This is a genomic window from Acidovorax sp. SRI_002, assembly GCF_057586455.1.
Genome location: NZ_JBYCZW010000006.1, coordinates 124,659 through 151,276, shown reverse-complemented (window position 1 = coordinate 151,276; position 26,618 = coordinate 124,659). Strand labels below are relative to the sequence as shown.

Genomic DNA, 26,618 nt, shown 5'->3' with positions numbered 1-26,618 from the left:
CGCAGTGCTCATTTTCGGACCTCGGACAAATTCACTCTCAATTTCATAGCTGCTTGCGCTTTATGGATGAGCGCCAGAGGCCAATTTCACTTCAAACCACCTCACAAGGAACCCCAGGCATGAGCACGTTTTATGACGCCCTGGAAACGCGCAGCCCCGCAGAGCGCGAAGCGGCGCTGATGGCTGCGCTGCCGCAGCAGATCGCCCATGCCCAGAAGGCATCGCCCGCATTTGCCGGCATCCTGGCTGGCGTGGATGCAACCACCATCACCGGCCGCGCGGCCCTGGCAACGCTGCCCGTCACGCGCAAGTACGAGTTGCTGGAGCGCCAGCAGGCAGGCCGCGCCACCAACGTGTTTGGTGGCTTCAGCGCGCTGGGTTTTGGCGCGGCCATGCCGCGTGTGTTTGCCAGCCCCGGCACCATCTACGAACCCGAAGGCACGCGGCGCGACTACTGGCGCATGGCGCGCGCCATCCATTCCGCAGGCTTTCGGCCCGGTGAGCTGATCCACAACAGCTTCAGCTACCACTTCGTGCCCGCGGGCTCGATGATGGAAACCGGCGCACACGCTCTGGGCTGCACGGTGTTTGCAGGCGGCACGGGGCAGACCGAGCAGCAGGTGCAGGCCATGGCCGAACTGCAACCTGCGGGCTACATCGGCACGCCCAGCTTTCTCAAGATCATTGTCGAAAAAGCCGCCGAGATGGGTGTAACGCTGCCCACGGTGACCAAGGCGCTGGTGTCGGGCGAGGCCTTTCCGCCCTCACTGCGCGAGTGGTTTGCCGAGCGCGGCATCGCGGGCTACCAGTGCTACGCCACGGCCGACCTGGGGCTGATTGCCTACGAGACCTCGGCCCGCGAAGGCCTGGTGCTCGATGAAGGTGTGATCGTCGAGATCGTGCGCCCCGGCACCGGCGACCCGGTGCCCGAGGGCGAGGTGGGCGAGCTGGTGGTGACCACGCTCAACCCCGACTACCCGCTGATCCGCTTTGGCACGGGTGATCTGTCGGCCGTGCTGCCAGGGCAGTGCCCCACGGGCCGCACCAACACCCGCATCAAGGGCTGGATGGGCCGGGCCGACCAGACCACCAAGGTCCGCGGCATGTTCGTGCACCCCGGCCAGGTGGCCACGATTGCACAGCGTTTTCCGCAGGTGCTGCGCGCACGCCTGGTGGTCAGCGGCGAGATGGCCAACGACCAGATGGTGCTGCAGGTGGAAACCGTGGAGACCGCCGAGGGCCTGGCACACCAGCTCTCGGACGCGATCCGCGAGGTGACCAAGCTGCGGGGCGACGTGCAGATGGTGGCCCCTGGCACGCTGCCCAACGATGGCAAGGTGATCGAGGACGCGCGGAGCTATAAGTAGCCTCCGCCATGGCGCCCTGCGGCGCCTAGCCGCAGCTGCCAGGGGCTGCAGCTCCTCTATCCCCAACGGAAACGCCGCCCGTGGCTTGGCAAAGCGTTCCACGGTGGCGCTGGCATCGGGTCGTGCCTGTCTCGGTGATGAGCGGCATGGGCGTGCTGTCAATGCACAAACGTGGGCCCTTCCCGCTCCGCCCAAAGGTTTGCGTCAGCGCAAAAAGTGCCCGCTTTGCGCGGTGTCATAGCGCAGTGTTTACCCTAGCATTGCTCACAATTCAGTAGCATTCAGCGCTTTATAGACAAGCGCTACAGACGTCTTTTTGTTAAAGACCATGCCCCCTGTGTGCTACGTAATATCCGCAATGTTCCCGCAAACCCCCCTCGCTATCATGGCCCGTCATTCACAGGAGAGACCCATGAAAACAACGCTGAAACTTGCATTGATCGCTGCGGCCGCAGCCACCGCTTTTGGCGCCAGCGCCCAAGACTATCCCGCCAAGGACAAGACCGTCACCATCGTGGTTCCCTTTGCTGCGGGCGGCCCTACCGACCGCGTGGCGCGCGACCTGGCCGAAGCACTGCGCAAGCCCCTGGGTGCTACTGTGGTGGTGGACAACACGGCCGGCGCCGGCAGCTCCATCGGTGCAGCCCGCGTAGCCCGCGCCGCGCCGGACGGCTACACGCTGCTGCTCAACCACATTGGCATGTCCACCATGCCCGCGCTGTACCGCAAGCTGTCGTTCAGCGTGCCCAACGACTTTGAATACCTGGGCATGGTCAACGATGTGCCTATGACGCTGATCGCTCGGCCCACCATGCCTGCGAACAACTTCAAGGAACTCACCGCCTGGATCCAGCAGAACAAGGGCAAGATCAACCTGGGCAATGCCGGCCTGGGCGCAGCGTCGCACCTGTGTGGCCTGATGTTCCAGAGCGCCATGCAGGTGGACATGACCCCCGTGCCGTACAAGGGCACGGCCCCCGCCATCACCGACCTGATTGGCGGCCAGATCGACCTGCTGTGCGACCAGACCACGAACACCACGCCACAGATCGAAGGCAAGAAGGTCAAGGCCTACGCCGTGACCACGCCCAAGCGCCTGACCACCCCGGCTCTGAAGGACCTGCCCACCCTGGCGGAGTCGGGCCTGAAGGACTTCAACGTCAGCATCTGGCACGGCCTGTACGCGCCCAAGGGCACGCCAGCTCCCGTCGTGACCAAGATCAACGAAGCCCTCAAGCTTGCACTGAAGGACCCCGAGTTCATTAAGAAGCAAGAAGGCCTGGGCGCGGTGGTCGTCACCGACAAGCGCATGGAGCCCGCCGAGCACAAGAAGTTTGTACAGGCCGAAATCGACAAGTGGGGCGCTGTGATCAAGGCTGCAGGCACCTACGCAGACTGATCAGTTTTTCCCTTCCGGTCATTGATGGAATAGCCGCCTCGGCCTTGGCCGAGGCGGCTTTTTTGTGCCTGCCATCGAGCTCGGCGCCACCACCTTGGGGTAATCCATCTGCACGGATCGCGCCGCGCCGCGTAAAAAGCTTTGCATGCATACGAAACACCTGCGAAAGGACGCCCCCGCCATGACAACACGCCCCCATACACGCCGCCGCACCGTTGCGGCACTGGCCTGCGCCGCCCTGGGTTGCGCTGCCCTGCTGCCCCTTGCGCGCGGCCAACAACAAGCCAGCACCTGGCCCACCAAGCCCGTGCGCATCGTGGTGCCCTTTGCCCCCGGTGGCACCACCGACATCCTGGCGCGCGCCATGGCACCCGAACTCTCGCGCGCGTTTGGCCAGCAGTTCATTGTGGACAACCGCGCCGGTGCTGGCGGGAATGTGGGCGCCGACATCGTGGCTAAGTCACCGGGGGACGGCTACACGCTGCTGATGGGCACCGTGGGCACGCACGGCATCAACCGCGCGCTATACGCCAAGCTGCCCTACGACCCCATCAAGGACTTTGTCCCCGTCACGCTGGTGGCTGCGGTGCCCAATGTGATGGTGATGAATGCCGACAAGGCCAAGGCCCAGGGCATCGCCAACGTGCAGGATTTCATCCGCGTCGCCAAGGCCAGCCCCGGCAAGATGAACATGGCCTCCAGCGGCAACGGCACATCGATCCATCTGGCAGGCGAGCTGTTCAAGAGCATGACGGGCACCTTCATGCTGCACTTGCCTTATCGGGGTTCCGGCCCCGCGCTCATGGACATGGTGGCGGGCAACGCCGACGTGATGTTTGACAACCTGCCTTCGTCGATGGCGCAGATCAAAGCGGGCAAGCTCACGGCCCTGGCCGTGACCAGTTCAGAACGCTCCAGCGCCCTGCCCGACGTTCCCACAGTGGAGCAGGCCGGAGGCCCGGCCCTCAAGGGCTACGAGGCCAGCTCCTGGTTCGGCCTGCTGGCACCAGCCGGTACACCGACCGAGGTCGTGAACCGCATCCAGCAGGAAGTGGCCAAGTCACTGGCCACCCCGGCGATGAAAGAACGGCTGGTGGCGCAAGGCGCTATTCCGGGTGGCAACACACCCGCCGAGTTTGCCAAGCACATCGACAACGAACACAAGAAGTGGGCGCAGGTGGTGAAGGCGTCGGGGGCGAAGGTGGACTGACCTCTTGCCGTGGTGGCGGGCCTGCGGGTCAGCCCGTGATGGCTGCCTGCGCGGGCTGCAGGCGCTTTTCACCCGTGGCAACCGAGGCGCGCTGGATGCGCCCGTTCGAGACTTCATACACGCACAGCATCTCCAGCGTCCCCAGACCCTCTGGGAAATTGCGCGTGATCAATTCGCAGTCCACCACCACATTCGCCACCACCGTGCGCGACAGCAGCCGTGCATGCAGGTCGTGCTCGGCAAAGCGCGCCAGAAAGCGTGGACGCATTTCGGCATGCCCTTGCGCAAGCCGTTCTCCGTGGAGGACAAACTGCTGCGCGTCTTCGGCGTAGGTCGCCAACAGGGCGTCGATGTTCTTGGCGTTGTAGGCGTCCAGTTGAGCCTGGACGACGGCCAGCGGAGAAAGGTCGCGGGTCATTGGAGGGTTGCACGAGAAAGAAGAAACCAGTGGGGGGCTGTAGTGAAGATGCGCCGCGAACAAAGCTGCCCGCAGCCCACTGGCTCAAAAGACGAGGCGCTATACCCCCCAGACCACGTCCAAATCCGCCGCCGCACTGCGCTTGAGCATGTCGATCAGCGGTGCCACCCGCTGCCGCAGGCGCACGGCCTCAGCGCGGTCTTCCGCACTGGCCTCGTCCTCTCCACCCGCGTCTGCGGACGCCTGCTGAGCCTCTTCGGACGCCACGGCGGACTCCAGCGCAGCGATGGCGGCAGGGATCTGGGCGGCCGTCACGATACCGCTGGCACCGGGTGTCTTGCCCATGATGGTCACCACCTGGCGGCCCTGCGGCTCCAGCATGATCAGATCGGCTGCGGCGCGGGATTTGAATTTGTAGAGCATGGAGAAGCGTTTTCGTGGAAGAAGCAGACTCAGCTGCGGTAGATGTAATCGCGAATGAACGGATAGCCTGATTGTGCGCCGGGCATGGCCCCGGTGGCCACATCTCCGTCAGGCTTGATGGCCAGCATCTGGTGCAGTGCCATCCAGCCGCGCTCAAACCCCAGGGCACTGCCCGCAAGATACAGGCGGTATGCACGCAAGACCTTATCACCCTGCTGCGCCCCACCCTGTGCGGCCAGCACCTCACGGGCCGCAGGCAATTGGGCTTCGAGCCCGTCGGACCACGCCCACAGCGTACGCGCGTAGTGTGGGCGCAGGTTCTCGGTGTCCACCATCTCCAGGCCTGCGCGGGCCATGTCGTGCAGCACCGTGCTCACATGCAACAGCTCGCCGCCCGGGAAGATGTACTGCTCGATAAAGTCGCCCATGCCCGCGCCCAGTTGCGCGTTGTCTGCGCCCCCCGTTGTGATGCCGTGGTTCAGCACCAGCCCTCCGGGCCGCAGCAGGCCCGCCACCGTCTCAAAGTAGCGCTGCATCTGCGCGCGGCCTACATGCTCGAACATGCCCACCGAGGCGATCTTGTCGAAGGGCTGCTCCACCTGCAGCTCGCGGTAATCCACCAGTTGCATGCGCACGCGCCCCTGCAGCCCACGCTCTTCAATGCGCCGCTGCACATGGGCGTGCTGGTTGCGCGACAGCGTGATGCCTGTGGCATCCACACCGTAGTGCTCGGCCGCCCACAGCAGCAGGCCACCCCAGCCCGCGCCAATGTCCAGAAACCGGTCCCCCGGTTGCAGCTGCAGCTTGCGGCAAATGTGGTCGAGCTTGGCCTCCTGCGCCTGGGCCAGCGTCAGGTCTGGGGACCGGTAGTACGCACACGAATACACGCGGCGCGGGTCCAGCCACAGCGCGTAGAAGTCGTCCGACAGGTCGTAATGGAACTGCACATGGCGCGCGTCATGCGCCAGCGTGTGCACCGCCATCGACCGCGCGCGTGCCAGCACCCGCTGCCACCAGCCGTGGTGCTGGTCGCGGGCCGGGTCGCGGGTCAACAGGCCCGCAGCGGCGGCCATCAGGTCGCGCATGCCCCCTTCCAGCGCCACGCGTCCCTCGACGATGGCAGCCCCCACATTGCCGATCTCGCCCGTGGCCAGCGCCACCAGTGCCATGCGGTCACGAAAGCGCAGCGTTACAGCAGGCTCGGGCGCGCCCAGTTGCTGGCCCGCAGGCAACTGGACGGCCATCGGCACCGGCAGGGCCGCGAGCCGCCCCTCCAAGGTGTGCAGCAAGTGCTTCATGCGGCGCATCTTGAGAAATTTGCTGCACTGCGTCAACACCCCGCGATGGCATCAGGGGTTTCGCCGGGAAGGCCCCATTGACAGCATTTTGTTTAAGCCTAAACTATTTTGGCATGAACATCCTCTGCATTGGCGGTGGGCCCGCCGGTCTCTACTTCGCCCTGCTCATGAAGCAGCAAAACCCCGCGCACCGCGTCACGGTGGTTGAACGCAACCGGCCGTTCGACACCTTCGGATGGGGGGTGGTGCTGTCGGACCAGACGCTGGCCAACCTGCAGGCGGCCGACGCGCCCACGGCAGCCCTGATCGGCGACGCGTTCAACCACTGGGACGATATCGAGGTGTTCTTCAAGGGGCGCAGCGTGCGCTCCACAGGCCACGGCTTCTGCGGCATTGGCCGCAAGCGGCTGCTCAACATCCTGCAGGACCGGTGCCTGGCGGTGGGCGTGGAGCTGGTGTTCGAGACCGACGTGGCCGACGACCAGGCGCTGGCTGCGCAGTACAACGCCGACCTGGTGATCGCCAGCGACGGCCTCAACAGCCGCATCCGCACCCGCTACGCCACCACCTACCAACCCGATATCGACCTGCGCGAGTGCCGTTTTGTCTGGCTGGGTACACACAAAAAGCTTGATGCTTTTACGTTTGCTTTCGAGCAGACTGAGCATGGCTGGTTCCAGGCGCATGCCTACCAGTTCGATGCCGATACCTCCACCTTCATCATCGAAACACCCGAAGCGGTTTGGAAGGCGCACGGCCTCGACCAAATGGAGCAGCCCGAGGCCATTGCATTCTGCGAAAAGCTGTTTGCCAAATACCTGGACGGCAACGCGCTCATCAGCAACGCCACGCACCTGCGCGGCTCGGCCAACTGGATCCGCTTCCCGCGCGTGATCTGCAACACCTGGGTGCACCGCGAGACCATCGGCGGGAAGCAGGTGCCCATCGTGCTGATGGGTGACGCGGCGCACACCGCACATTTCTCGATTGGCAGCGGCACCAAGCTCGCGCTCGAAGACGCCATTGACCTGGCCAACGAATTCGCCACGGGTTTGCCGATTGACGAGGTGCTGCAGCACTATGAAGCGCGCCGCAGCGTGGAGGTGCTGAAGATCCAGAACGCCGCGCGCAACAGCACCGAGTGGTTTGAGAACGTGGCGCGCTACGCCGGCATGCCCGTGGAGCAGTTCACGTACTCGCTGCTCACTCGCAGCCAGCGCATCAGTCACGAGAACCTGCGGCTGCGCGATGCCGCGTGGCTGGAGGGCTATGAGGCCTGGCTCGCGGGTGGCAAGGCCGCGATTCCGCCCATGCTCACGCCCTTCACGCTCAAAGGCCTCACGCTCAAGAACCGCATCGTCGTCTCGCCCATGGCCACCTACAGCGCGGTCGAGGGCGTGCCGCAGGACTTCCACCTGGTGCACCTGGGCGCTAGGGCCCTGGGCGGCGCCGCGCTGGTGATGGTGGAGATGACCAGCCCCACGCCCGAGGGCCGCATCACCCCCGCCTGCCCCGGCCTGTGGAACGACGCACAGCAAGCCGCCTTTGCGCGCATCGTGAACTTTGTGCACGGCAGCAGCACGGCCAAGATCGGCCTGCAGCTGGGCCACAGCGGCCCCAAGGGCTCGACCCGCGTCGGCTGGGAAGGCACGGATGAGCCGCTGGACTCGGGCAACTGGCCCCTGCTGGCCGCGAGCCCCCTCGCCTACGGCGCACAGAACCAGACGCCTGCCGCCATGACCCGCGCCGACATGGACCGCGTGACCGCCGCCTTCGTGGACAGCGCCCGCCGCGCCGTGGCCTGCGGCTTTGACTGGCTGGAGCTGCACTGCGCACACGGCTACCTGCTCGCCAGCTTCCTGAGCCCCGCCACCAACCAGCGCACGGACGAATACGGTGGCAGCCTGGACAAGCGCTGCCGCTACCCGCTGGAGGTGTTGACGGCGCTGCGCGCCGTGTGGCCCGCTAACAAGCCGCTCTCCGTGCGCATCTCGGCGCACGACTGGCTCCCCGATGGCAACACCGCCGACGACGCCATTGCCATCGCGCGCCTCTTCAAGTCCGCTGGCGCGGACCTGATCGACGTGTCCTCAGGCCAGACCACGCGCAACTCACGCCCGGTGTACGGCCGCATGTACCAGACCCCGTTCGCCGACCGCATCCGCAACGAGGTGGGCATTGCCACCATGGCCGTGGGCGCGATCACCGAGGCCGACCACGCCAACAGCATCATCGCCGCCGGCCGTGCTGACCTGTGCGCCATCGCCCGCCCCCACCTGGCCGACCCGGCGTGGACGCTTCACGCCGCCGCGCAGCTGAGCCCCGTGGCCGCAGCGCACACCGACTGGCCGGTGCAGTACACCAGCGGCCGCGACCAGATGCTGCGCGAGATATCCAAGCAAAAACAGCTCGCAGCGCTTGCCAATCAAGCGCAAGCAGCTACCAAGAACAGAGCATCCGAGGAAGAAGGCTAGCCATGGACCTCGAAGCCCGCCTGCACGGCGCTGCCCCCAGTGAACACCCCGAGGCCTTGCGCCTGTGGCTGCGCCTGCTCACCTGCACCCAGCTCATCGAAAAGCAGGTGCGCAGCCACCTGCGCGCGCAGTTCGACACCACGTTACCGCGCTTCGACCTGATGGCGCAGCTCGAACGCGCACCGGACGGCATGAAGATGAAGGAGCTCTCGCGCCGCATGATGGTGACCAGCGGCAACATCACCGGCATCACCGACCAGCTCGTGGCCGAAGGGCTGGTGGAGCGCATGGACGTGGAGGGCGACCGCCGCGCGTACCTGGTGCGCCTCACGCCGCAGGGCCGCGAGCAGTTCAACACCATGGCGCGCCAGCACGAGCAATGGATCGTCGAGGCCTTCGCCGCGCTGGGCGAGCGCGACATCGCCACCTTGTACCGCCTGCTGGGCAAGGTCAAGGAACACACACAAAACAACTCTTTGGAGACAGCCGAATGAAGCACTACATCGGGACGAGCAACCCAATGCGCGAGCAGTTCAACCCAGAGGCCCGCTACGTGGCCGAGCATTTCGCGTGGAGCTTCGATGCTGGCGTGGGCACCGTCACGCTCAACCGGCCCGACCGCAAGAACCCGCTCACCTTCCAGAGCTATGCCGAGCTGCGCGACTTCTTCTACGCGCTGCGCTTTGCCACCGACGTGAAGGCCATCGTCGTCACGGGTGCGGGCGGCAACTTCTGCTCGGGCGGCGACGTGCACGAGATCATCGGCCCGCTGACCACCATGACCATGCCCGAGCTGCTCGAGTTCACGCGCATGACGGGTGACCTGGTGAAAGCCATGCGCGCCTGCCCGCAGCCCGTGCTGGGCGCCATCGACGGCATCTGTGCCGGTGCGGGCGCGATGATGGCGCTGGCCTGCGACATGCGCTACGGCACCGAGGCCACCAAGACCGCGTTCTTGTTCACCCGCGTGGGCCTGGCCGGCGCCGACATGGGCGCCTGCGCACTGCTGCCGCGCATGATCGGCCAGGGCCGCGCCAGCGAACTGCTGTTCACCGGCCGCGCGATGACAGCGCACGAAGGCTTGGCCTGGGGCTTCTTCAACGATTTGTATGAAAGCGCTGACCTGCTGGCCAACGTGCAGGCCACCGCGCGCGCGCTGGCCGATGGTCCCACCTTCGCCCACGGCATGACCAAGACCATGCTGAGCCAGGAGTGGAGCATGACCATCGAGCAGGCCATCGAAGCCGAAGCGCAGGCCCAGGCCATCTGCATGCAGACCGAAGACTTCCGCCGCGCCTACGAAGCGTTCGCCGCCAAGCAAAAGCCCGTGTTCCAGGGAGATTGAACCCATGCACGTTGCAACGCCCCCGGCCCCCCACCCGCCCTCGACGGCGCACCTGGCCCTGCCCTTCTTCGACGACGCCCACCGCGCGCTGGCCGAGGGCCTGGTGCCCTGGGCTGCCGCACAGCAGGTCGATGAAACCGACGACCGCGCCGCCTGCCGCGACTGGGTGCAGCGCCTGGGCGCGGGCGGCTGGCTGCGCTACTGCGTGCCCGCCGCGCACGGCGGCGCGCTGCCGGCGCTCGACTCGCGCGCGCTGGTGCTGCTGCGCGAGACGCTGGCCTACCACTCGCCGCTGGCGGACTTTGCGTTTGCGATGCAAGGACTGGGCAGCGGTGCGATCACGCTGGCGGGCAGCCCCGCGCAGCAGGCGCACTACCTGCAAGGCGTGGCGCGTGGCGAACTGATTGCTGCGTTCGCGCTGAGCGAGCCCGAGGCGGGGTCGGATGTGGGCGCTATGCAAACCATAGCTGCCAGCACAGATTCGACTAGCGCTACAGGCACTTTTTGCTTGAACGGCACCAAGACCTGGATCAGCAACGGCGGCATCGCCGACTTCTACTGCGTGTTCGCCAAGACCAACCCGAGCGGCGGCACGCGCGGCATCAGCGCCTTCATCGTCGATGCGAACACGCCGGGCCTGGACGCCTCGCGCCATATCCATGTGATGGCGCCCCACCCGCTGGCCACGCTGCAGTTCACCAACTGCAACGTGCCCGCCACCGCGCTGCTGGGCGACGAGAACGGCGGCTTCAAGCTGGCCATGCGCACGCTCGACATCTTCCGCGCATCGGTGGCCGCCGCGGCCCTGGGCATGGCGCGCCGCGCACTGGCCGAGGCCGTGCACCACGCCCGCCAGCGCCGCATGTTCGGCCAGACGCTGGCGGACTTTCAGCTCACGCAGGCCAAGATCGGCGAGATGGCCGCGCTGGTGGACAGCGCCGCGCTGCTCACCTACCGTGCGGCCTGGCTGCGCGATGAAGGCGAGAAGCGCGGCGGCACGCGCGTCACGGCTGAAGCGGCGATGGCCAAGATGACCGCCACCGAAAACGCCCAGCGGGTGATCGACATGGCGCTGCAGCTGCACGGCGGGCGCGGCGTGGAAGTGGGCAGCAAGGTCGAATCGCTGTACCGCGACATCCGCTCGCTGCGCATCTACGAAGGTGCCACCGAAGTGCAGCAGCTCATCATCGGCAAGGCCGTTCTGCAGGAGTGATCGCATGAAAGCCTCTTCCAAACCCTCCGCCCAGCCCGACCACTTTGTGCACGACCGCCTGCCTGCACCCGAGGCCTGGCCCACACTGCGCTACGACCTGCCCGAACTGCAGATCGCCAACCAAGCCAACCTGGTGCAGGCGCTGTTCGACCAGGCCGAACGTGCGGGCCACATCGACCGCCCTCTGTTGCGCGGCCCGCACCGAACATATACCTACCGCGACACCCGCACCGAGGCCGCGCGCATTGCCGAGGTACTGACACAGGACCACGGCCTCGTGCCCGGCAACCGCGTACTGCTGCGCGGCGGCAACACGGTGGAGATGGCGCTGGCCTGGCTGGGTACCGTCTACGCGGGGCTGGTGGCGGTGGCGACCATGCCGCTGCTGCGCGCGGTGGAGCTGGGCAGCATCATCGACCGCGCCCAGCCCACGCTGGCACTGTGCGACGGCCGCCTGCTGGCCGAGCTGCAGGCGGCGCAGACGCAGCACCCCGTGCTCGCCACCATCGTGCCCTTCCACACAGCGCCGGATGCGGCCGACCTGCTGCAGCGCGCGCAGGGCAAGCCCGGCACCACGCCGCCCTGCCCCACGTCGGCGGACGACATCGCGCTGATGGCGTTCACCTCGGGCACCACAGGCTCCCCCAAGGCGGCCGTGCACACGCACCGCGATGTGCTGGCAGGCTGCGAGGCCTGGCCGCGCCATGTACTCAAGGCCACGCCCGATGACATCGTGGCGGGCTCGCCGCCGCTGGCCTTCACGTTCGGGCTGGGCGGACTGCTGGTGTTCCCGATGTGGGCGGGGGCCAGCGTGTACTTCCCCGACCAACCCTACACGCCCGAAACCATGGTGCGCCTGATGCGCGACGCGGGCGTGACCATCTGCTACACCGCCCCCACCTTCTACCGGCAGATGGCACCGTTCGCCAAGCAGATCGGCCTGCCCCAGCTGCGCACCAGCGTGAGCGCGGGCGAAGGCCTGCCCGACGCCACGCGCCAGCTGTGGAAGGAGGCGACCGGCCTCGACATGACGGACGGCATTGGCGCCACCGAGATGTTCCACATCTTCATCTCTTCGCCCGGCGGTGAGAGCCGGCGAGGCGCCATCGGCAAGGTGGTGCCCGGCTATACCGCCAAGGTGGTGGACGACGATGGCAATGAGGTACCGCGCGGCACCGTGGGCAAGCTCGCGGTGATCGGCCCCACGGGCTGCAAGTACCTCGACGACCCGCGCCAGGCCAAGTACGTGAAGGACGGCTGGAACTACCCGGGCGACGCGTTCACGCAAGACGCTGACGGTTATTTTTTCTACCAGGCGCGCGACGACGACATGATCATCACCGCCGGCTACAACGTGGGCGGCCCCGAGGTGGAAGACGCCCTGCTGCGCCACCCGGCCGTGGCCGAGTGCGGCGTGATCGGCGTGCCCGACGAAGAACGCGGCATGGTGGTCAAGGCCATCTGCGTCTTGAAGCCCGGCCACACGGGCGATGCGGCCATGGTCAAGACCTTGCAGGACCATGTGAAAGCCACCATCGCTCCATTCAAATACCCGCGCGTGGTGGAGTTCGTCACGGCCCTGCCGCGCACCGAAACCGGCAAGCTGCAGCGTTTCAAGCTGCGCCAGGGCGCGGTGCCGGCACCTTCTTCTTCAACAAAAACAACATGATGAAAAACACCCTTTTGCAGCCCGAAGGCTGGGTCACCCCCAAGGGCTACGCCAACGGCGTGGCCGCGCGCGGCACCATGGTCTTTACCGGCGGCCAGATCGGCTGGAATGCGCAGCAGCAGTTTGAGAGCGATGACTTCATCGACCAGACGAGGCAGACGCTGCTGAACGTGCGGGCGGTGCTGGAGGCTGGCGGCGCGGGCCCCGAGCACCTGGTGCGCCTGACCTGGTACGTGACCGACCGCAACGAATACAACAGCCGCTTGAAGGAGCTGGGGGCGGTCTACCGTGAGGTGCTGGGCAAGAACTTCCCGGCGATGGCCTGCGTGCAGGTGGCGGGGCTCATGGAAGAGCGCGCGAAGATCGAGATTGAAGCAACCGCTGTAATCCCGGACTGAGCTTTTCCAGCCACCGCTGCAGCGCTTGCCCGTACAGAATGAACGCCAGCGCCGCCCCAATCAACGGCAGCGCGGCAAACACCCAGCCCGTGAGCAGCTCGCCGCCCAGCGCCACGCCCACCAGCAGCGCCACCGCAGGGTTCACAAACGAATAGCTGCCCGCCAGCGCCGCCGACGTGTTCTGCAGCAGCCACAGATACGCATTGAGCGCCACCAGCGTGCCAAACACCAGCAGATAGACCCACGCCGCCCACGACTTGGCAGTGACTTGGCCCAGGGCGCTCAACGGCTCAAACCACAACGCCACCACCAGCCCCATGGCGCCCCCCGCAAACCACTGCGCGGCCGATGCCATGGCGGGCGCGGGTAGCGACAGCTTGCGCGATGCATACGAGCCCACACTCCAGCACAGAGGTGCACCAAAGGCCAGCAGCGCACCGAGCCAAGTGGCTGAAAAGTCGCCCTCCAGCGCTAGCAGCAGTGCGCCCACCACGCCCAGCGCCAGACCGATCCAGCTGGTGAAGGGCACCCGCTCGCCGCCCCAGCGCGACCACAGCGCCAACCACATCGGCATGGTGGTGACCACCGTGGCCATCAGGCCCGAGCCAATGCCCAGCTTCTGCGCAAAACCCATCAGGTTCATGGCCAGAAACACCATGCAGCCGCCCACCACCGTCGAGTTGCGCCATTGCACCCACGTGGGCAATGCATGGCCTTGCCACAGCGCAATCAGCAGCATCACCCCCCCTGCACACAGAAAGCGGATCGCATTCATCAGCAGTGGCGGCATGCTCTGCAGCGCAATACCAATGGCGAAATAGGTAGTGCCCCAGACGACGTAGACCAACAGCAGTGCCATGGCCACCGCCCCTTTGCGCTGTGCGCGGGCTTGCGCATTGAAAATTGCCGGCATATTCTTCACCTGACCGAATAATTTATGGAAACCGCAAGGTTTTCGGAATTTTTACCAAAATCGAGCGGCTATGCAAGCAAATATTCAGACAGATGACATGGACGCCAGAATTATTTCGGCGCTAGGCGCCGATGGGCGACGTTCCTATGCCGATGTGGGGGCCGAAGTGGGACTGTCCACCGCCGCCGTACACGAGCGCGTGAAGAAGCTGCTGGACAAGGGCGTGATTCGCCGGTTTTCGATCAGCGTGGACCCGGAGCGCGTGGGGCTGAACTTCACCGCGTTTGTGGCGATCCGCAACGATGGCGGCGCGCACTGCCGCGACATTGCGCCGCGCCTGCGCGGTATCCCCCAGGTGGAGGAGTTGCACAGCGTGGCTGGCGAGCACGACTTCCTGGCCAAGATCCGCACCACGCACGCGCGCGGGCTGGAGGACGTGCTCTACCAGATCAAGGCGATTCCCGGCGTGGCGCGCACCACGAGCACCGTGGTCCTGAATACCGAATTCGAGGACCGGCCGCTGGACCTGGGCTGGGTGAATGGCGACAAGGGAGGTTGACGCGCGGGGGCTGCCTCGGCTTGGTCGCGCGGCTTTTTACGCAGCCACCGGGGCAAGTTCAGCCGCAGCGGCAATAGCCGCTGGAGCTGGTGCCAGCCGCTGCACCAGCGCCATGTAATAGCCCAGCGGGGGCGTGACCAACCCCGGCACCTTGGCGTGGTCGTCATAGCGGCGCAGACGGATGGCCTCCTGCGCAAAGGGCTGGGCCGCAAACTGCATCGCCTCTTTCGGCGTGAAGGGCCCGCCTTGCAGCACCAGGCTGTGTTGCGATGCGGGCGACAGTGTCTCCCAGTACCCCGGCTCCATGGTGCACAGGTAGCGCTTGGCATCCACATGCAGGCGTATGGGCTCCAGCACTGCGTCGGGCAGCAGGCCCCGCAAGAACGGGATGGCCATGTACTGGTGCAGGTCGTCCTGCTCGGCCGAGTCGCCCCCGGGCGCCAGCAGGTGGCCCAAGTCGTGCAGCAGGGCCGCGACGACAGTGGCCGGGGTTTCACCCGATTTTTCGGCCCACTGCGCGCACTGCAGTGCGTGCTTCAGCTGGCTGACCGCCTCGCGGCCGTACTGGTTCACGCCCCGGGTAGCGAGCAGGTGGGCAATGTCTTCAAGGCTCAATGCCATGGTGTGCTCCTTGTCAGACCAGTGCCTTGCGGATGCGGGCCGACACCAGGTCGATCACACTCACCGTGACCACGATGATGAGCATGACCGCGCAGGTCTCGGCGTACTGGAAGCCCCGGATGATTTCCCACAGCACCACCCCAATGCCTCCAGCGCCCACCATGCCCACCACCGAAGCCGAACGCACGTTGGCCTCGAAGCGGTACAGCGTGTACGAGATCCACAGCGGCATGACCTGCGGGATCACGCCATAGATGATTTCGTGCAGTGCGCTCGCACCGGTGGAGCGGATGCCTTCCACGGGCTGCGGGTCAATCGCCTCCACGGCTTCGGAGAACAGCTTGGCCAGGGTGCCCGAGGTGTGAATCCACAGCGCCAGCACGCCCGCAAAAGGCCCCAGGCCCACGGCCACCACGAACAGCATGGCAAACACCATTTCGTTGATGGCGCGGCAGGCGTCCAGCACGCGGCGCACTGGTTGGTACACCCACCAGGGCACGATGTTGGACGAGGCAGAAGTGCCAGCGGCACGGCGGTGACCACCGCCAGCGCCGTGCCCCACAGCGCGATCTGCAGCGTGACCAGCATCTCCTGCACATAGATCTGCCACTGCGCAAAATTGGGCGGAAAGAACTCCGCCGCATAGCTGACCATGTTGCCCGAGTCGTTCCACAGATCGAGCGGGCGCATGTCGGCGCCCTTCCAGGACGCCGCCAGCAACACCAGCAGGATGCCCCACGACAGGTACCAGGCCAGGCTGCGCTTGGGCGACGTAGTGCTGGCCAGTGTGGCCAGCGATGGATTCAAAGCAGAGGACATGGAGACACCCGGGCCGCAACAAGAAACCTACGAATTACTTCAACGACGCCAGCTGCTGGTCGATCTCGGCCAGGCGGGTCTTCTTATCGGCATCGGCCAGCGTCGCGTCGGCCTCGATCTTGTTGCGCTTGCCGAAGAGGTCCAGCTGACGGATGGGGGTGAGCTGTGCGTTCGTTGATGGCTTGAAGCCCGAGAGCTTGGAGATCTTCATCACGATCTCCTTCTCGCGCGCATCGGTCTTGGCGTAGTTGTAGAAGAAGTCGCGGATCTTGGTCTTGGTGGCCTCGGGCAAGTCCTTGCGCATCACCAGAGGGTCCAGCGGAATCAGGGGCGAGGTCCAGACGATCTTGATGTCCTTGAACTTCTCGGGCTGGCGCTCCTTGATCTTCTCCAGGTTCTCGCTGTTGTTGGTGGCCACATCGACCTGCTTGTTGGCCACGGCCAGCGCGTTGGTCTCGTGGTTGGCACTGCGCGTGATCTTGAAGTGCGTCTTCGCGTCGATCTTGTTCTGTGCAAAGGCGTAGTAGCCGGGCACCAGGAAGCCCGAGGTGGAGTTGGGATCGCCGTTGCCAAAGCTCAGCGACTTGCCGTTCTTGAGCACGTCATCCAGCGTGGCCAGGGGGCTGTCTTTGTGCACGATGAGGTGCGAGTAATAACCCTGGGTGCCGTCGGCATTGACCATCTGCGCAAACACCTCGCCGTTGGCGCGGTCCACGGCTTCCATGGCCGACTTGTTGCCCAGCCAGGCCACCTGCATCTTGTTGAAGCGCATGGCTTCGATGAGGCCCGCGTAGTCGGATGCAAAGAAGGCATTGATCTTCAGACCGGTCTGCTTGGCCATGTCGTCCAGCAGCGGCTGCCAGTCGGCCTTGAGGTTTTGCGAGGCCTCGGTCGAGATCATGCCGAAGTTGATGTCCTGGGCCAACGCGCCCGTGGTCAAACCCAGCCCGATCGTCAGGGCGGCACACAGTTTCTTGAACATGTTGAAAACTCCAGAGAAAGGAATTGAAAAGAAACAAAAGGCAGTTCAGGCGGCCTGGACCATGGCGGGCGCCCACTGCGGGACGGGTGTTGGGGCATGCACGGGTGCTGTGGGGGCACCCGCTGCATCCGACAGAATTTCGTCGGCGTGCACGCCATACAGGCTGCGCAGCAGTGCGGGCGTGAGGGCCGCCGAAGGGCCGTCGTACACCACCTGGCCGTGGTGCAAGGCCACCACGCGGGGGCAGTATTTGATGGCCACATCCACCTGGTGCAGCGACACGATGACAGTGCAGCGGTCCTCGCGGTTGATGCGCGCCAGGATGTCCATGACCTTGCGCGAGGACTCCGGGTCGAGCGACGCGATGGGTTCGTCGGCCAGCACCACCTTGGCGCCCTGCACCAGCGTGCGGGCAATGGCCGCGCGCTGCTGCTGCCCGCCGGACAGGGTGGAAGCACGTTGTGCATGGCATTCGGCAATGCCCACGCGGTGGAGCGCTTCCAGCGCCAGTGCGCGCTCCTGCGGCTTGAACATGCGCAGCCAGCCGCGCCACCAGGGCGTGCGGTGCAGCAGGCCCACCAGCACGTTCATCAACACGGGCAAGCGGTCCACCAGGTTGAACTGTTGGAATACAAAACCCACCTGCGAACGCACCTTGCGGATGTCGCTGTGGATGCGCCCGCCCTGCTGCACGCAGCGGCCGTCCACCTCGATCAGCGAATCGCTGGCCGCATCGGCCACCACTAGGCCCGCCACATGACGCAGCAGTGTGGACTTGCCCGAGCCCGAGGCACCAATCAGCGCCACCATCTCGCCGCGCTGCACGGTGAGGTTGATGTCGCGCAGGGCGTGTTTGCCGTTGGCGAAATGCTTGTTCAGTTGGTGAATGTGCAGTGCGGCAGTCATGGCAGCCTCCTGATGAGTTAAGTCGTCTAGACAACCGGAGTTTGGTTGTGGGGCGTGACAGTGCTTTGACAGTTGGGAGAAGTTTGGATGTCAGGAAAGACTTGCACGCGCTCTACAGCACCCGCTGCCCTTCACGCCACACCCCACGCACCACGGCCTGGCGACCGCCATCGGGCAGCTCGGCCATGTGCACCTGCACCAGGTCGGCGCGCAGGCCGGGCGCCAGCGCGCCCCGGTCGGCCATGCCCGCGGCCTTGGCGGGGTTGCAGGTGACGGTGGCCACGGCCTGTGGCAGGGGCAGGATGTCGTCCTGCACCAGCCGCATCACCGCGCTCAGCAGGCTGCCGGGCACGTAGTCGGACGAGAGGATGTCCAAGAGCCCCCGGCGTGCCAGATCGGCCGCCGCCACATTGCCCGAGTGCGAACCACCGCGCACCACGTTGGGCCCGCCCATCACGGTGAGCAAGCCACGTTCGTGCGCGGCCTGGGCTGCAGCCAGTGTGGTCGGGAACTCCGACATCGCGGCCCCTTCGGCATGGGCCTGCTCCACATGGGCCACCGTGGTGTCGTCGTGGCTGGCCAGCGAGATGCCGTGCGTGCGGCAGTAATCCACAAAGTACGCACGGTGTGGCTCGGCGTACTGCGCCTGCAGCGTGGCAGCGTGCGCCACCTGGCGCTCGAATTTCTCGGCGCTCCAGCCCTTCTTGCCGGTGTAGTAGGTGCGCGCCTGCTCGATGTTCTCCCACTGGCGCTGACCTGGAGTGTGGTCCATCAGTGAGATCAACGACAGGCGCGGGTGCCCGTGGAACGGCTCGAACAGGTCGATGGTGTTGGGCGCAGGCAGCTCGCAGCGCACATGCAGGTGGTGGTCGGCCCGCAGCAGGTTGCGCTCGGTGCAGGTGTCGATGGTGTCGAGCACACGGTTCCAGGCGCTGCCGCGCAGGCTGTCCACATCGGCCTCGCCCACGCCCAGCGCATCCAGCACCGTGGTGATGCCTGCGGCCGCAATCTCGGCGTCGTGCGCCAGCAGTGCGGGCATCTCGGCCCATTGCACCTTGGGTCGCGGCATCAGGTGGCGCTCGAAGTTGTCGGTGTGGATTTCGACCAAGCCCGGCAGCAGGTAGTCGCCCCCCAGGTCGATGCCTTGCAGGGCCGCAGTGCCCCCACTATCTAGCGACGCAATGCGCCCGCCATCCACCTGCAGGCTGCCCAACACCACTTCGCCCGGCAGCACCATGCGGGCGTTCTTGAACACGGTCGCGGTCATGCCGATGCTCCCCGAAAGTCGCCCACATTCACGCGGCGCGTGGCCACGGCGGCGCCCACCTGCGCGTCGTGAAAAATGCCCACCAGGGCCGACCCGCGCGCCACCGCCTCGTGGATCATGGCGATCACGGTCTCGGTGTTGGCTGCATCGAGCGATGCGGTGGGCTCGTCCAGCAACAGCAACGGCTTGGGCTTGATCATGTTGCGGGCAATGTTGATGCGCTGCTGCTCCCCGCCCGAGAAGGTGGCGGGCGGCAGGTGCCACAGCCGCTCGGGAATGCGCAGGCGGGTCAGCCACTGGCGGGCGGCCTCGCGCGCGACCTCGATGCCCGCAGGGTCGTCTCCGGCGTCTTCCGCCAGTGGTTCGGCCACCACGTCCAGCGCCGACACGCGCGGAATGACCCGCAGGAACTGGCTCACATAGCCCACGGTGTCGCGCCGCAGCTGCACCAGAGCACGCGGCGTGGCCTGTGTCACATCCACCACGGCGCCATCGGCCGAGCGCACCGTGATGCGCCCCGCATTGACCCGGTAGTTGGCGTAGATCATCTTGAGCAGCGTGCTCTTTCCCATGCCCGAGGGGCCGTCCAGCACCACACATTCACCGGGCTGCACGGCCAGGTCCACCTGGGCAAGCACAGGCAGTTCGATGCCGTTCTGGTGGTGCAGGGTGAAGCGCTTGGCCACCCCTTGCATCTGGAGAATGGGCGCAATGGAAGACTGGTTCATGGCTGCAGTACCGAAGAAACGAGGAGCTGGGTATAAGGGTGTTGCGGGTCGTCGAGCACCTGGTCGGTCAGGCCCGCTTCGACCACGCGGCCGCGTTGCATGACCACCATGCGGTGCGCCAGCAGGCGCGCCACGGCCAGGTCGTGCGTGACGACAATGGCCGCCAACTGCATCTGCCGCGTGAGCTGGCGCAGCAGGTCCAGCAGGCGCGCCTGCACCGATACATCGAGGCCCGAGGTGGGTTCGTCCATGAACACCAGGCGGGGCTGCGTGACCAAGTTGCGGGCAATCTGCAGGCGCTGGCGCATGCCGCCCGAAAACGTGCGCGGTGCATCGTCGATGCGCGCCGCGTCGATCTCCACACGCTGCAGCCATTCCGTGGCCGTGGCGCGCAGCTTTCCGTAGTGGCGCTCGCCCAGGCCCATCAGGCGCTCGCCCACGTTGGCACCGGCGGATACATCCATGCGCAAGCCATCCGCCGCGTTCTGGTGCACAAAGCCCCAGTCGGTGCGGGCCAGCAGGCGCTGCTGGGCTTCGGTCATGGCGTAGATGTCCTGCAGCTCGCCGCTGCGCTGGCGGAACTGCACCGTGCCTTCGTCCGGGGCGCTGCGTGCTGCAATGGCGTTGAGCAGCGTGGACTTGCCGGAGCCCGACTCGCCCACCACGGCCAGCACCTCGCCGGGCCACAGGTCAAAGGACGCGCCTTGCAGCGCCACGCGGTCGCCATAGCGCTTGCTGACATTGCGCACGCTCAGCAGCGGCGCAGAAGGTTCGGGGTGATTCATGTGAGGGTCTCGACAACAAAGCTCAGGCCATGCTGCGCAAAGCCCAGGGATTCATAGAAGGCATGCGCGCCCTTGCGGCGGGCGTTGGACGAGAGCGCGAGCTTGTAGCAGCCCGCGTCGCGCGCCTGCTGCATGGCGTGGGCCATCATCTGGCGGCCAATGCCTCGGCCCTGCTGGTCCTGTGCCACCACCACGTCTTCCACGATGGCCGAGGGCGTGCCCCGATGCGCCAGGTTGTGCATGACGAGCAGCGCATAGGTGCCCACCACGGCGCCGTGCTGCGCGGGGTCGCAGGCCACCCACAGGCGGTAGCTGGGGTAGCGGGCGAACTGGGACCATACGGCCTGGGCTTCTTCCAGGGTCAGCACGTCGGCCGGGCTGTCTTCAATGGCGGCATACAGCACCAGCACGCTCTCCAGGTCGGCCTGCCGGGCTTCGCGAATGTGCACGGCGCTCATGCCGCGCCGCCTTCCACCTGCGCCGTTTCGGCCTGCTGCGCCTGGCGCTCCTGGCAGTAGTCCGAGTCAGAACAGACATGCATGCGCCCGCCCTGGTCGTCGGTGATGACCTCGTCCAGAAAGCTGTCGGTGGCGCCACACAGCGCGCAAGCAGCATCCCAGCGCTGCACCTCGAACAGGTGGTCCTCAAAACCCAGGCTCTCCACCGGCGTATAGGGCGGCACGGCGTAGATGCGCTTTTCGCGGCCCGCGCCAAACAGCTGCAGCGCGGGGTTCATGTGCATCTTGGGGTTGTCGAACTTGGGGATGGGCGACGGCGCCATCACGTACCGGCCATTGACCAGCACGGGGTAGTCGTACGTGGTGGCGATGTGGCCGTAGCGTGCGATGTCTTCGTAGAGCTTGACGTGCATGAGCCCGTACTCGGCCAGGCCGTGCAGGGTGCGCGTTTCCGTCTCGCGCGGCTCCAGGCGTTGCATGGGTTCGGGCACAGGCACTTGGTAGACGATGACCTGGCCTTCGGCCAGCGGTGTCTCGGGGATGCGGTGGCGCGTCTGGATCAGAGTGGCCTCACGCGTGCGGGTGGTGGTCGCCACGGCCGTGGTGCGCTCAAAAAAGCGGCGGATGTTGACCGCGTTGACCGTGTCGTCCGAGCCCTGGTCGATGACCTTGAGGCAGTCCTGCGGGCCGATGATGGACGCGGTGACCTGGATGCCGCCCGTGCCCCAGCCATAGGGCAGCGGCATCTCGCGGGAGCCAAACGGCACCTGGTAGCCGGGGATGGCCACGGCCTTGAGGATGGCGCGGCGGATCATGCGCTTGGTGCGCTCGTCCAGGTAGGCAAAGTTGAAGTGGCCGTCCACCGGTGCGGCGTCGGCGGGCAGGCCCATCACGGCGGGTTCCATGGGCGCGTTCATGCGGCATCCTCCTCAGCGGGGGGGGTGGGGTGGGCGGCAGCGGCGCGCATCTTGCGCACCAGCTCCAGCTCGGACTGAAAGTCCACGTAGTGCGGCAGCTTCAGGTGCTGCACAAAGCCCGAGGCTTCGAGGCTGTCGCTGTGGCCCAGCACGAACTCCTGCATCTGTGCGGGCGACTCCACCGGCTCGCCCAGCTCATCCGCGCGCAGGGCGCGGTCCACCAGGCTCATGGCCAAGGCCTTGCGCTCGCTGTGGCCAAACGCCAGGCCATAGCCGCGCGTGAACTGGGGGGGCTGGCTCTTGCTGCCTGCAAACTGGTTCACCATCTCGCACTCGGTGATCTCGATGTCACCGATGTCGATGGCAAAGCCCAGCTCTTCGGGTTCGATCTCCACCGCCACCGTGCCCAGGCGCACCTCACCCACAAACGGGTGCGAGTGCGAGTAACCGCGCTGCGTGGAATACGCCATGGCGAGCAGGAAGCCCTCATCGCCGCGCGCCAGGTTTTGCAGGCGTGTGGCGCGGTTGGCGGGGAAGCGCAGTGGCTCGCGGGTCAGGTCTGTAGGCGCCGGGTCGCCCGGGGGCACGGGGCGGGTTTCGATCAGGCCTTCCTGGTTGAGCAGGTCCACTACGCGCGGCGTGGGGCCGGGTGGCACCGCAGCTGCCGCAGCGGCAGGCGGCGCCACCGGCCCTTCGGCCAGCAGCTTGAAGTCGAGCAGGCGCTGCGTGTAGTCGTAGGTGGGGCCCAACACCTGGCCGCCCGGCAGGTCCTTGAAGGTGGCGGAGATGCGCCGGTCCAGCACCATGCGGCTTGTGTCCAGCGCGCAGGTGGTGCCCAGGCGCGGCAGAGTGGCGCGGTAGGCGCGCAGCAAAAAGATAGCTTCCACCAGGTCGCCTGCTGCCTGCTTGATGGCAAGGGCCGCAAGCTCGGGGTCGTACACCGATCCCTCGGTCATGACGCGGTCCACCGCCAGCTTGAGCTGCTGGCGGATCTGCGCTACCGAGAGTTCAGGCTGTGCGGCATCGCCCCTGCGCTGGCGGGCCAGCAACTGGTAGCTGTTGAGAATGGCGGCTTCTCCGCCTTTGACGGCTACGTACATGCTCAGGCCTCCTGAAGGGCAGTGGCACCGCGCGTTGCCCGCGTGGTGCGTGGCAGACCCACGATGTGGTCTGCAGTGGCCAGCAGCAGATCCACACCGCGTGGAAACACCCCATGGTTGGCCGCCCACTGGGCCTCGAAGTCGTCGGGCAAACCATCCACCTGCAAGGCCGCCACCTCCTGGATGCCGGGGCCACGCAAGTGCCACGCATCACTCGCGTCCACCGTGGTGGCGGCACGCGATACATCGACCACGCAAGTCGCTGACTGATCGGGGTAGATGTCGGTACCCAGGGCCAGACGGTTCAGGGCAGGCAGCGCATCACCCTGCGCCACCCACACAAAACGAGCCTGCGCAGCGTCGGCCACCACAGTGCAGCCTGTGTGAAAGCGCAGCCAGGCACCGGCATCGCTGTTTGCCAGTCTGGGCGAGAGCCACAACGTGCAGTCGCTGTCGAGCAGCGCCAGCAGCACGGCAGCCGATGCGGCATGCCCCACGGCAGGAGCCTGCGCGTCGTGTTCTACCGCCACCGTCCGACCAGGGTGCGACAGTGCCTGCAGCACCGAGCGGAACACCGCCTGGCTGCCAAAGGCTTCATTCGAAAATCCGGCACCCAGCGATGCCAAGGGGGTCGTGCTCATTCGGTGTCCTCATCGTTGTCAGAACCGCTCTCGCGCGCCACGGTGAAAAAGTCCACCTTGGTGCTGGCGGCCCGCGCCTGGCGCTCGGCCTGGGCGTTGCGCAGGTGGTTGCGGATGGGTTCGAGCAGTTGTGCGTCCAGCACCGGTTGCTGAACAGGGTCTTGCAGCAGCGCATCGGCCAGGGCCGCCAGCTGCACCTGGCGGTGCGACCGGCCCAGCACGTAGGCCACGCCCACAGTGGCCTCGGCGGCGTCCGATGCGTCGGCCACGCGCAGCGCGCAGCGGGTGACGGTGACCTCGCCCAGGTTGAAGCGCTCGCCCGTGCCACCGGCGCGGCCCTGCACCATCATCAGGCCGGTCTCTGGTGCACGCAGCCAGCGCGCGGGGCGCGTGGCGTGCTCGTGCAACGCAGATTCGAGCAGCCCCAGCGGCGCCCGGGCCAGCAGCGCCATCCACTGCGCGCGGCCCAGGGGGCGGCCCGGCCCCGGGTTGTCAAAGGCTTGAAACATGGAAGTGGTACCCTGAAAGTTGTATAGACAAATTGAACAACTGGCGCCAGCTTAAAGAGCGCGCATGTAGGTTTCATGACAGCCAGCACCACCTCTCTCACGACCCCGTTGCAGGTCCCGCAAGCACCACCACTGCGCCCTGCGCGCGACAGCTTCTGGACGCGCATTGCCGCCGAGTTGGCCGAGGCCATCGGCAGCGGCGTCTATCCGCCAGGCCAGCGACTGCCCTCGGAACACGCGCTGGCCGAGCAGTTCGGCGTGAACCGCCACACCATTCGCCGCTCGCTCGCCAGCCTGTGCAGCCAGGGGCTGGTGCGCATCACACAGGGCAGCGGCACCTATGTGGAAGACTTTGCGGTGGACCTGGTGCTGGGCAAGCGCACGCGCCACCAGCAGGGCCTGGCACAGGCCGGTCTGCGCGGCAGCCTGGTGGTGCTGCAGGCCCAGACCACGCGCGCCACGGCGGCGCTGGCCAAGGCGCTGCAGGTGCCCGCGCGCAGCCCGCTGCTGGCGCTGCGCGTGCGGGGCGACGCCGAGGGCCAGCCCCTGCACATCAGCGAGCGCTACTTTCCCCTGCCCCGCTTCGAGAACCTGGCGGCCGTTGTGCGCGAAACGGGCTCCATCACCGCAGGCTTCACCGCCCACGGCGTGGCCGACTACACGCGCCGCGAAAGCCGCATCACCGCCGAGCTGCCCAGCGCCGAAGTGGCCGCCCAGTTGCGCCAGCCCACGTCGCGCCCCGTGCTGCAGGTAGAGAGCCTGAACGTGGACCTGGCAGGCACGCCCATCGAATGGGCCCGCGCCTGGTTTGCGGGCGACCGCGTGAAACTGACCATTGACCACGATGAACACGCCTGAAATGCCACCCACCCACCACCGCTATGCGGTCTATTTCGCACCCAACCCGGGCAGCTTGGGCTGGCTGGCCGGCAGCCATTGGCTGGGGCGCTGCGCCGCGCTGCTGCAGCCGCTGCAGCAGCTCGCCATCGCCGGCGTGGCGGCCGACGCACTGCACCGCCTGACCGCAGCGCCCCGCCGCTACGGCTGGCACGCCACACTCAAGGCTCCGTTTGCGCTGGCACCCGGCACCGACTGGATCACGCTGCACCAGGCCGTGCAGTCCGTGGCGCGTGGGCTGCAACCCTTTGTGCTTCCGCCCCTGCAGGTGCAACGCATCGATGACTTTCTGGCGCTGGTGCCCCCGGCGTTGCACCCCGCCAATGCGCAGATCCAGGAGACCGCCGCCACCTGCGTGACGGCTCTGCAGCCTTTGGCCGCCCCCTTGTCCGACGCCGACCTCGACCGGCGCCGCTCGGCGGGGCTCACTGCCCGGCAGGACGCGCTGCTGCAGCAATGGGGCTACCCGTTTGTGCTGGACGAGTTCCGATTCCACATGTCGCTCACCGGGAGTCTGGCGCAGGTGGACCCGCCAACGCAGGCGCTTGTGTTCGAGGCCGCACAGGAGTTTTTTTCGGACCTGCCCACCCTCAAGTTCAACAGCCTAGCCTTGTTCGCAGAGCCTACGCCCGGCGCAGACTTTGTGCTGCTGGACCACCTGGAGATGGGCGCATGACCACCGGCAGACTGATTTACTGCATGGGCCCCTCGGGCGCGGGTAAGGACAGCCTGCTGGACTGGTTGCGGGCACACCTGCCCACCCCGTGCCCCGTGCACTGGGCGCAGCGCACCATCAGCCGTGCCGCCATGCCCGGCGGCGAAGCCCATGAAAGTGTTTCGCCAGAAACGTTTTTTGCGTTGCGCCACGAACTGGCCTTTGTCCTGCACTGGGAAGCCAACGGCCTGGGCTACGGCGTGCGGCATGCACAACTGGCGCCGCTGGCCCAAGGCCACTGGGTGCTGCTCAATGGCTCGCGCGCCTACTTGCCTGAGGCCCTGGCGCGCTTCCCGGACCTCGTAGCGGTGCACATCACCGCCAGCCCCCAGGTGCTGCGCGAGCGAATACTGTCGCGGGGCCGCGAGAGTCCTGAGCAGGTGGAGGCCCGCGTGCAACGGGCCATGGCCTACACACCGCCCCCAGGCACTGTCAGCCTAGAGGTACACAACGACGACGCGCTGGGCAATGCAGGCCAGCGACTACTGAACGCGCTGGAGCAGTTGCCGGGCTGGCCCCTGCACAGTGGCAAACTTTCACGCCAACAACCTGCCTATTCGTAACCCTTTCCATCCCGTCAGCCATCC

28 protein-coding genes and 1 pseudogene are annotated in these 26,618 nt (G+C 66.3%); 13 read left to right on the top strand and 16 right to left on the bottom strand.

Annotated features, from left to right (window positions below):
- The first annotated feature begins 119 nt into the window (after nucleotides 1–119).
- The 3 genes from AC2YJX_RS17600 to AC2YJX_RS17590 all read left to right on the top strand — a co-directional run bounded on the left by AC2YJX_RS17600 (nucleotide 120) and on the right by AC2YJX_RS17590 (nucleotide 3,976).
- Complete coding sequence (locus tag AC2YJX_RS17600; protein WP_436130381.1) at nucleotides 120–1,367, top strand: phenylacetate--CoA ligase family protein; 1,248 nt, start codon at nucleotides 120–122, stop codon at nucleotides 1,365–1,367.
- Between the two features lie 412 nt (nucleotides 1,368–1,779).
- Nucleotides 1,780–2,766, top strand: coding sequence for a tripartite tricarboxylate transporter substrate-binding protein (locus tag AC2YJX_RS17595; protein ID WP_055400007.1), 987 nt, complete (start codon nucleotides 1,780–1,782; stop codon nucleotides 2,764–2,766).
- A 181-nt stretch (nucleotides 2,767–2,947) separates the two neighbouring features.
- Complete coding sequence (locus AC2YJX_RS17590) at nucleotides 2,948–3,976, top strand: Bug family tripartite tricarboxylate transporter substrate binding protein (RefSeq protein ID WP_487256808.1); 1,029 nt, start codon at nucleotides 2,948–2,950, stop codon at nucleotides 3,974–3,976.
- Between the two features lie 28 nt (nucleotides 3,977–4,004).
- Here the strand turns inward: AC2YJX_RS17590 and AC2YJX_RS17585 are convergent, their stop codons facing one another.
- The 3 genes from AC2YJX_RS17585 to AC2YJX_RS17575 form a co-directional block, all read right to left on the bottom strand.
- Nucleotides 4,005–4,394 carry a nuclear transport factor 2 family protein gene (locus tag AC2YJX_RS17585; protein WP_487256807.1) on the bottom strand — a complete coding sequence of 130 codons (390 nt, stop codon included), beginning with the start codon at nucleotides 4,392–4,394 and terminating at the stop codon, nucleotides 4,005–4,007.
- Between the two features lie 99 nt (nucleotides 4,395–4,493).
- Nucleotides 4,494–4,817: a DUF1840 domain-containing protein gene (locus AC2YJX_RS17580; RefSeq protein ID WP_487256806.1), complete on the bottom strand. Its 324-nt coding sequence runs from the start codon at nucleotides 4,815–4,817 to the stop codon at nucleotides 4,494–4,496.
- Nucleotides 4,818–4,846: 29 nt separating this feature from the next.
- Nucleotides 4,847–6,115, bottom strand: coding sequence for a class I SAM-dependent methyltransferase (locus AC2YJX_RS17575; protein WP_487256805.1), 1,269 nt, complete (start codon nucleotides 6,113–6,115; stop codon nucleotides 4,847–4,849).
- A gap of 113 nt (nucleotides 6,116–6,228) precedes the next feature.
- On the opposite strand from AC2YJX_RS17575, the gene AC2YJX_RS17570 reads away from it, so the two are divergent.
- Genes AC2YJX_RS17570 through AC2YJX_RS17545 form a run of 6 tightly spaced genes read left to right on the top strand, consistent with a single transcriptional unit; the run spans nucleotide 6,229 to nucleotide 13,214 of the window.
- The gene (locus AC2YJX_RS17570; protein WP_487256804.1) at nucleotides 6,229–8,589 is read left to right on the top strand and encodes a bifunctional salicylyl-CoA 5-hydroxylase/oxidoreductase; all 2,361 of its coding nucleotides are present in this window, start codon (nucleotides 6,229–6,231) and stop codon (nucleotides 8,587–8,589) included.
- 2 nt (nucleotides 8,590–8,591) lie between these two features.
- A complete protein-coding gene (locus AC2YJX_RS17565; protein WP_431151697.1) occupies nucleotides 8,592–9,083 on the top strand; it encodes a MarR family winged helix-turn-helix transcriptional regulator in 492 nt (163 codons plus the stop codon).
- Entirely contained in the window at nucleotides 9,080–9,934 is an 855-nt protein-coding gene (locus tag AC2YJX_RS17560; protein WP_487256803.1) for an enoyl-CoA hydratase family protein, read from the top strand. Before AC2YJX_RS17565 ends, AC2YJX_RS17560 begins: the two co-directional genes overlap by 4 nt.
- A 4-nt stretch (nucleotides 9,935–9,938) precedes the next feature.
- Entirely contained in the window at nucleotides 9,939–11,147 is a 1,209-nt protein-coding gene (locus AC2YJX_RS17555; RefSeq protein WP_487256802.1) for an acyl-CoA dehydrogenase family protein, read from the top strand.
- Between the two features lie 4 nt (nucleotides 11,148–11,151).
- Entirely contained in the window at nucleotides 11,152–12,816 is a 1,665-nt protein-coding gene (locus AC2YJX_RS17550; RefSeq protein ID WP_487256801.1) for an AMP-binding protein, read from the top strand.
- The gene (locus tag AC2YJX_RS17545; protein WP_055400021.1) at nucleotides 12,816–13,214 is read left to right on the top strand and encodes a RidA family protein; all 399 of its coding nucleotides are present in this window, start codon (nucleotides 12,816–12,818) and stop codon (nucleotides 13,212–13,214) included. Before AC2YJX_RS17550 ends, AC2YJX_RS17545 begins: the two co-directional genes overlap by 1 nt.
- Here the strand turns inward: AC2YJX_RS17545 and AC2YJX_RS17540 are convergent.
- The gene (locus AC2YJX_RS17540; protein WP_431151693.1) at nucleotides 13,159–14,127 is read right to left on the bottom strand and encodes an EamA family transporter; all 969 of its coding nucleotides are present in this window, start codon (nucleotides 14,125–14,127) and stop codon (nucleotides 13,159–13,161) included. The genes AC2YJX_RS17545 and AC2YJX_RS17540 overlap by 56 nt on opposite strands.
- 97 nt (nucleotides 14,128–14,224) lie before the next feature.
- On the opposite strand from AC2YJX_RS17540, the gene AC2YJX_RS17535 reads away from it, so the two are divergent.
- The gene (locus AC2YJX_RS17535; RefSeq protein ID WP_056059735.1) at nucleotides 14,225–14,686 is read left to right on the top strand and encodes an Lrp/AsnC family transcriptional regulator; all 462 of its coding nucleotides are present in this window, start codon (nucleotides 14,225–14,227) and stop codon (nucleotides 14,684–14,686) included.
- Between the two features lie 36 nt (nucleotides 14,687–14,722).
- On the opposite strand, the gene AC2YJX_RS17530 is transcribed toward AC2YJX_RS17535, so the two are convergent.
- From AC2YJX_RS17530 to phnG, 12 genes and pseudogenes are all read right to left on the bottom strand, one after another.
- The gene (locus AC2YJX_RS17530) at nucleotides 14,723–15,307 is read right to left on the bottom strand and encodes a phosphonate degradation HD-domain oxygenase (protein ID WP_487256800.1); all 585 of its coding nucleotides are present in this window, start codon (nucleotides 15,305–15,307) and stop codon (nucleotides 14,723–14,725) included.
- Nucleotides 15,308–15,320: 13 nt separating this feature from the next.
- A pseudogene (phnE, locus tag AC2YJX_RS17525) lies at nucleotides 15,321–16,126 on the bottom strand (phosphonate ABC transporter, permease protein PhnE).
- 34 nt (nucleotides 16,127–16,160) lie between these two features.
- A complete protein-coding gene (gene phnD / locus AC2YJX_RS17520; protein WP_055399982.1) occupies nucleotides 16,161–17,108 on the bottom strand; it encodes a phosphonate ABC transporter substrate-binding protein in 948 nt (315 codons plus the stop codon).
- Between the two features lie 45 nt (nucleotides 17,109–17,153).
- A complete protein-coding gene (gene phnC / locus AC2YJX_RS17515) occupies nucleotides 17,154–18,014 on the bottom strand; it encodes a phosphonate ABC transporter ATP-binding protein (protein WP_487256799.1) in 861 nt (286 codons plus the stop codon).
- Between the two features lie 112 nt (nucleotides 18,015–18,126).
- Nucleotides 18,127–19,281, bottom strand: coding sequence for an alpha-D-ribose 1-methylphosphonate 5-triphosphate diphosphatase (locus AC2YJX_RS17510; RefSeq protein ID WP_487256798.1), 1,155 nt, complete (start codon nucleotides 19,279–19,281; stop codon nucleotides 18,127–18,129).
- Nucleotides 19,278–20,009, bottom strand: a complete 732-nt coding sequence (phnL, locus tag AC2YJX_RS17505; protein ID WP_487256797.1) for a phosphonate C-P lyase system protein PhnL — start codon at nucleotides 20,007–20,009, stop codon at nucleotides 19,278–19,280. Before phnL ends, AC2YJX_RS17510 begins: the two co-directional genes overlap by 4 nt.
- Nucleotides 20,006–20,794, bottom strand: coding sequence for a phosphonate C-P lyase system protein PhnK (phnK, locus tag AC2YJX_RS17500; protein WP_056059751.1), 789 nt, complete (start codon nucleotides 20,792–20,794; stop codon nucleotides 20,006–20,008). Before phnK ends, phnL begins: the two co-directional genes overlap by 4 nt.
- Nucleotides 20,791–21,252, bottom strand: a complete 462-nt coding sequence (locus AC2YJX_RS17495; RefSeq protein ID WP_487256796.1) for an N-acetyltransferase family protein — start codon at nucleotides 21,250–21,252, stop codon at nucleotides 20,791–20,793. The genes phnK and AC2YJX_RS17495 overlap by 4 nt, the downstream gene beginning before the upstream one ends.
- Nucleotides 21,249–22,169 carry an alpha-D-ribose 1-methylphosphonate 5-phosphate C-P-lyase PhnJ gene (locus tag AC2YJX_RS17490; RefSeq protein ID WP_487256795.1) on the bottom strand — a complete coding sequence of 307 codons (921 nt, stop codon included), beginning with the start codon at nucleotides 22,167–22,169 and terminating at the stop codon, nucleotides 21,249–21,251. The genes AC2YJX_RS17495 and AC2YJX_RS17490 overlap by 4 nt, the downstream gene beginning before the upstream one ends.
- The gene (locus AC2YJX_RS17485) at nucleotides 22,166–23,269 is read right to left on the bottom strand and encodes a carbon-phosphorus lyase complex subunit (protein WP_487256794.1); all 1,104 of its coding nucleotides are present in this window, start codon (nucleotides 23,267–23,269) and stop codon (nucleotides 22,166–22,168) included. The genes AC2YJX_RS17490 and AC2YJX_RS17485 overlap by 4 nt, the downstream gene beginning before the upstream one ends.
- A 2-nt stretch (nucleotides 23,270–23,271) precedes the next feature.
- Nucleotides 23,272–23,910: a phosphonate C-P lyase system protein PhnH gene (gene phnH / locus AC2YJX_RS17480; protein WP_487256793.1), complete on the bottom strand. Its 639-nt coding sequence runs from the start codon at nucleotides 23,908–23,910 to the stop codon at nucleotides 23,272–23,274.
- Nucleotides 23,907–24,419 carry a phosphonate C-P lyase system protein PhnG gene (gene phnG, locus AC2YJX_RS17475; protein WP_444824041.1) on the bottom strand — a complete coding sequence of 171 codons (513 nt, stop codon included), beginning with the start codon at nucleotides 24,417–24,419 and terminating at the stop codon, nucleotides 23,907–23,909. Before phnG ends, phnH begins: the two co-directional genes overlap by 4 nt.
- 75 nt (nucleotides 24,420–24,494) lie before the next feature.
- Here phnG and phnF point away from each other — a divergent pair, with 75 nt between their 5' ends.
- From phnF to phnN, 3 genes are read left to right on the top strand one after another with little or no spacing between them, the layout of a single operon-like run.
- Nucleotides 24,495–25,277, top strand: coding sequence for a phosphonate metabolism transcriptional regulator PhnF (gene phnF, locus AC2YJX_RS17470; protein ID WP_008903098.1), 783 nt, complete (start codon nucleotides 24,495–24,497; stop codon nucleotides 25,275–25,277).
- On the top strand, nucleotides 25,264–25,992 hold the full coding sequence (locus AC2YJX_RS17465; protein ID WP_487256792.1) for a DUF1045 domain-containing protein: 729 nt from the start codon (nucleotides 25,264–25,266) through the stop codon (nucleotides 25,990–25,992). Before phnF ends, AC2YJX_RS17465 begins: the two co-directional genes overlap by 14 nt.
- Nucleotides 25,989–26,594 carry a phosphonate metabolism protein/1,5-bisphosphokinase (PRPP-forming) PhnN gene (gene phnN / locus AC2YJX_RS17460; RefSeq protein WP_487256791.1) on the top strand — a complete coding sequence of 202 codons (606 nt, stop codon included), beginning with the start codon at nucleotides 25,989–25,991 and terminating at the stop codon, nucleotides 26,592–26,594. Before AC2YJX_RS17465 ends, phnN begins: the two co-directional genes overlap by 4 nt.
- Nucleotides 26,595–26,618 lie beyond the last annotated feature (24 nt).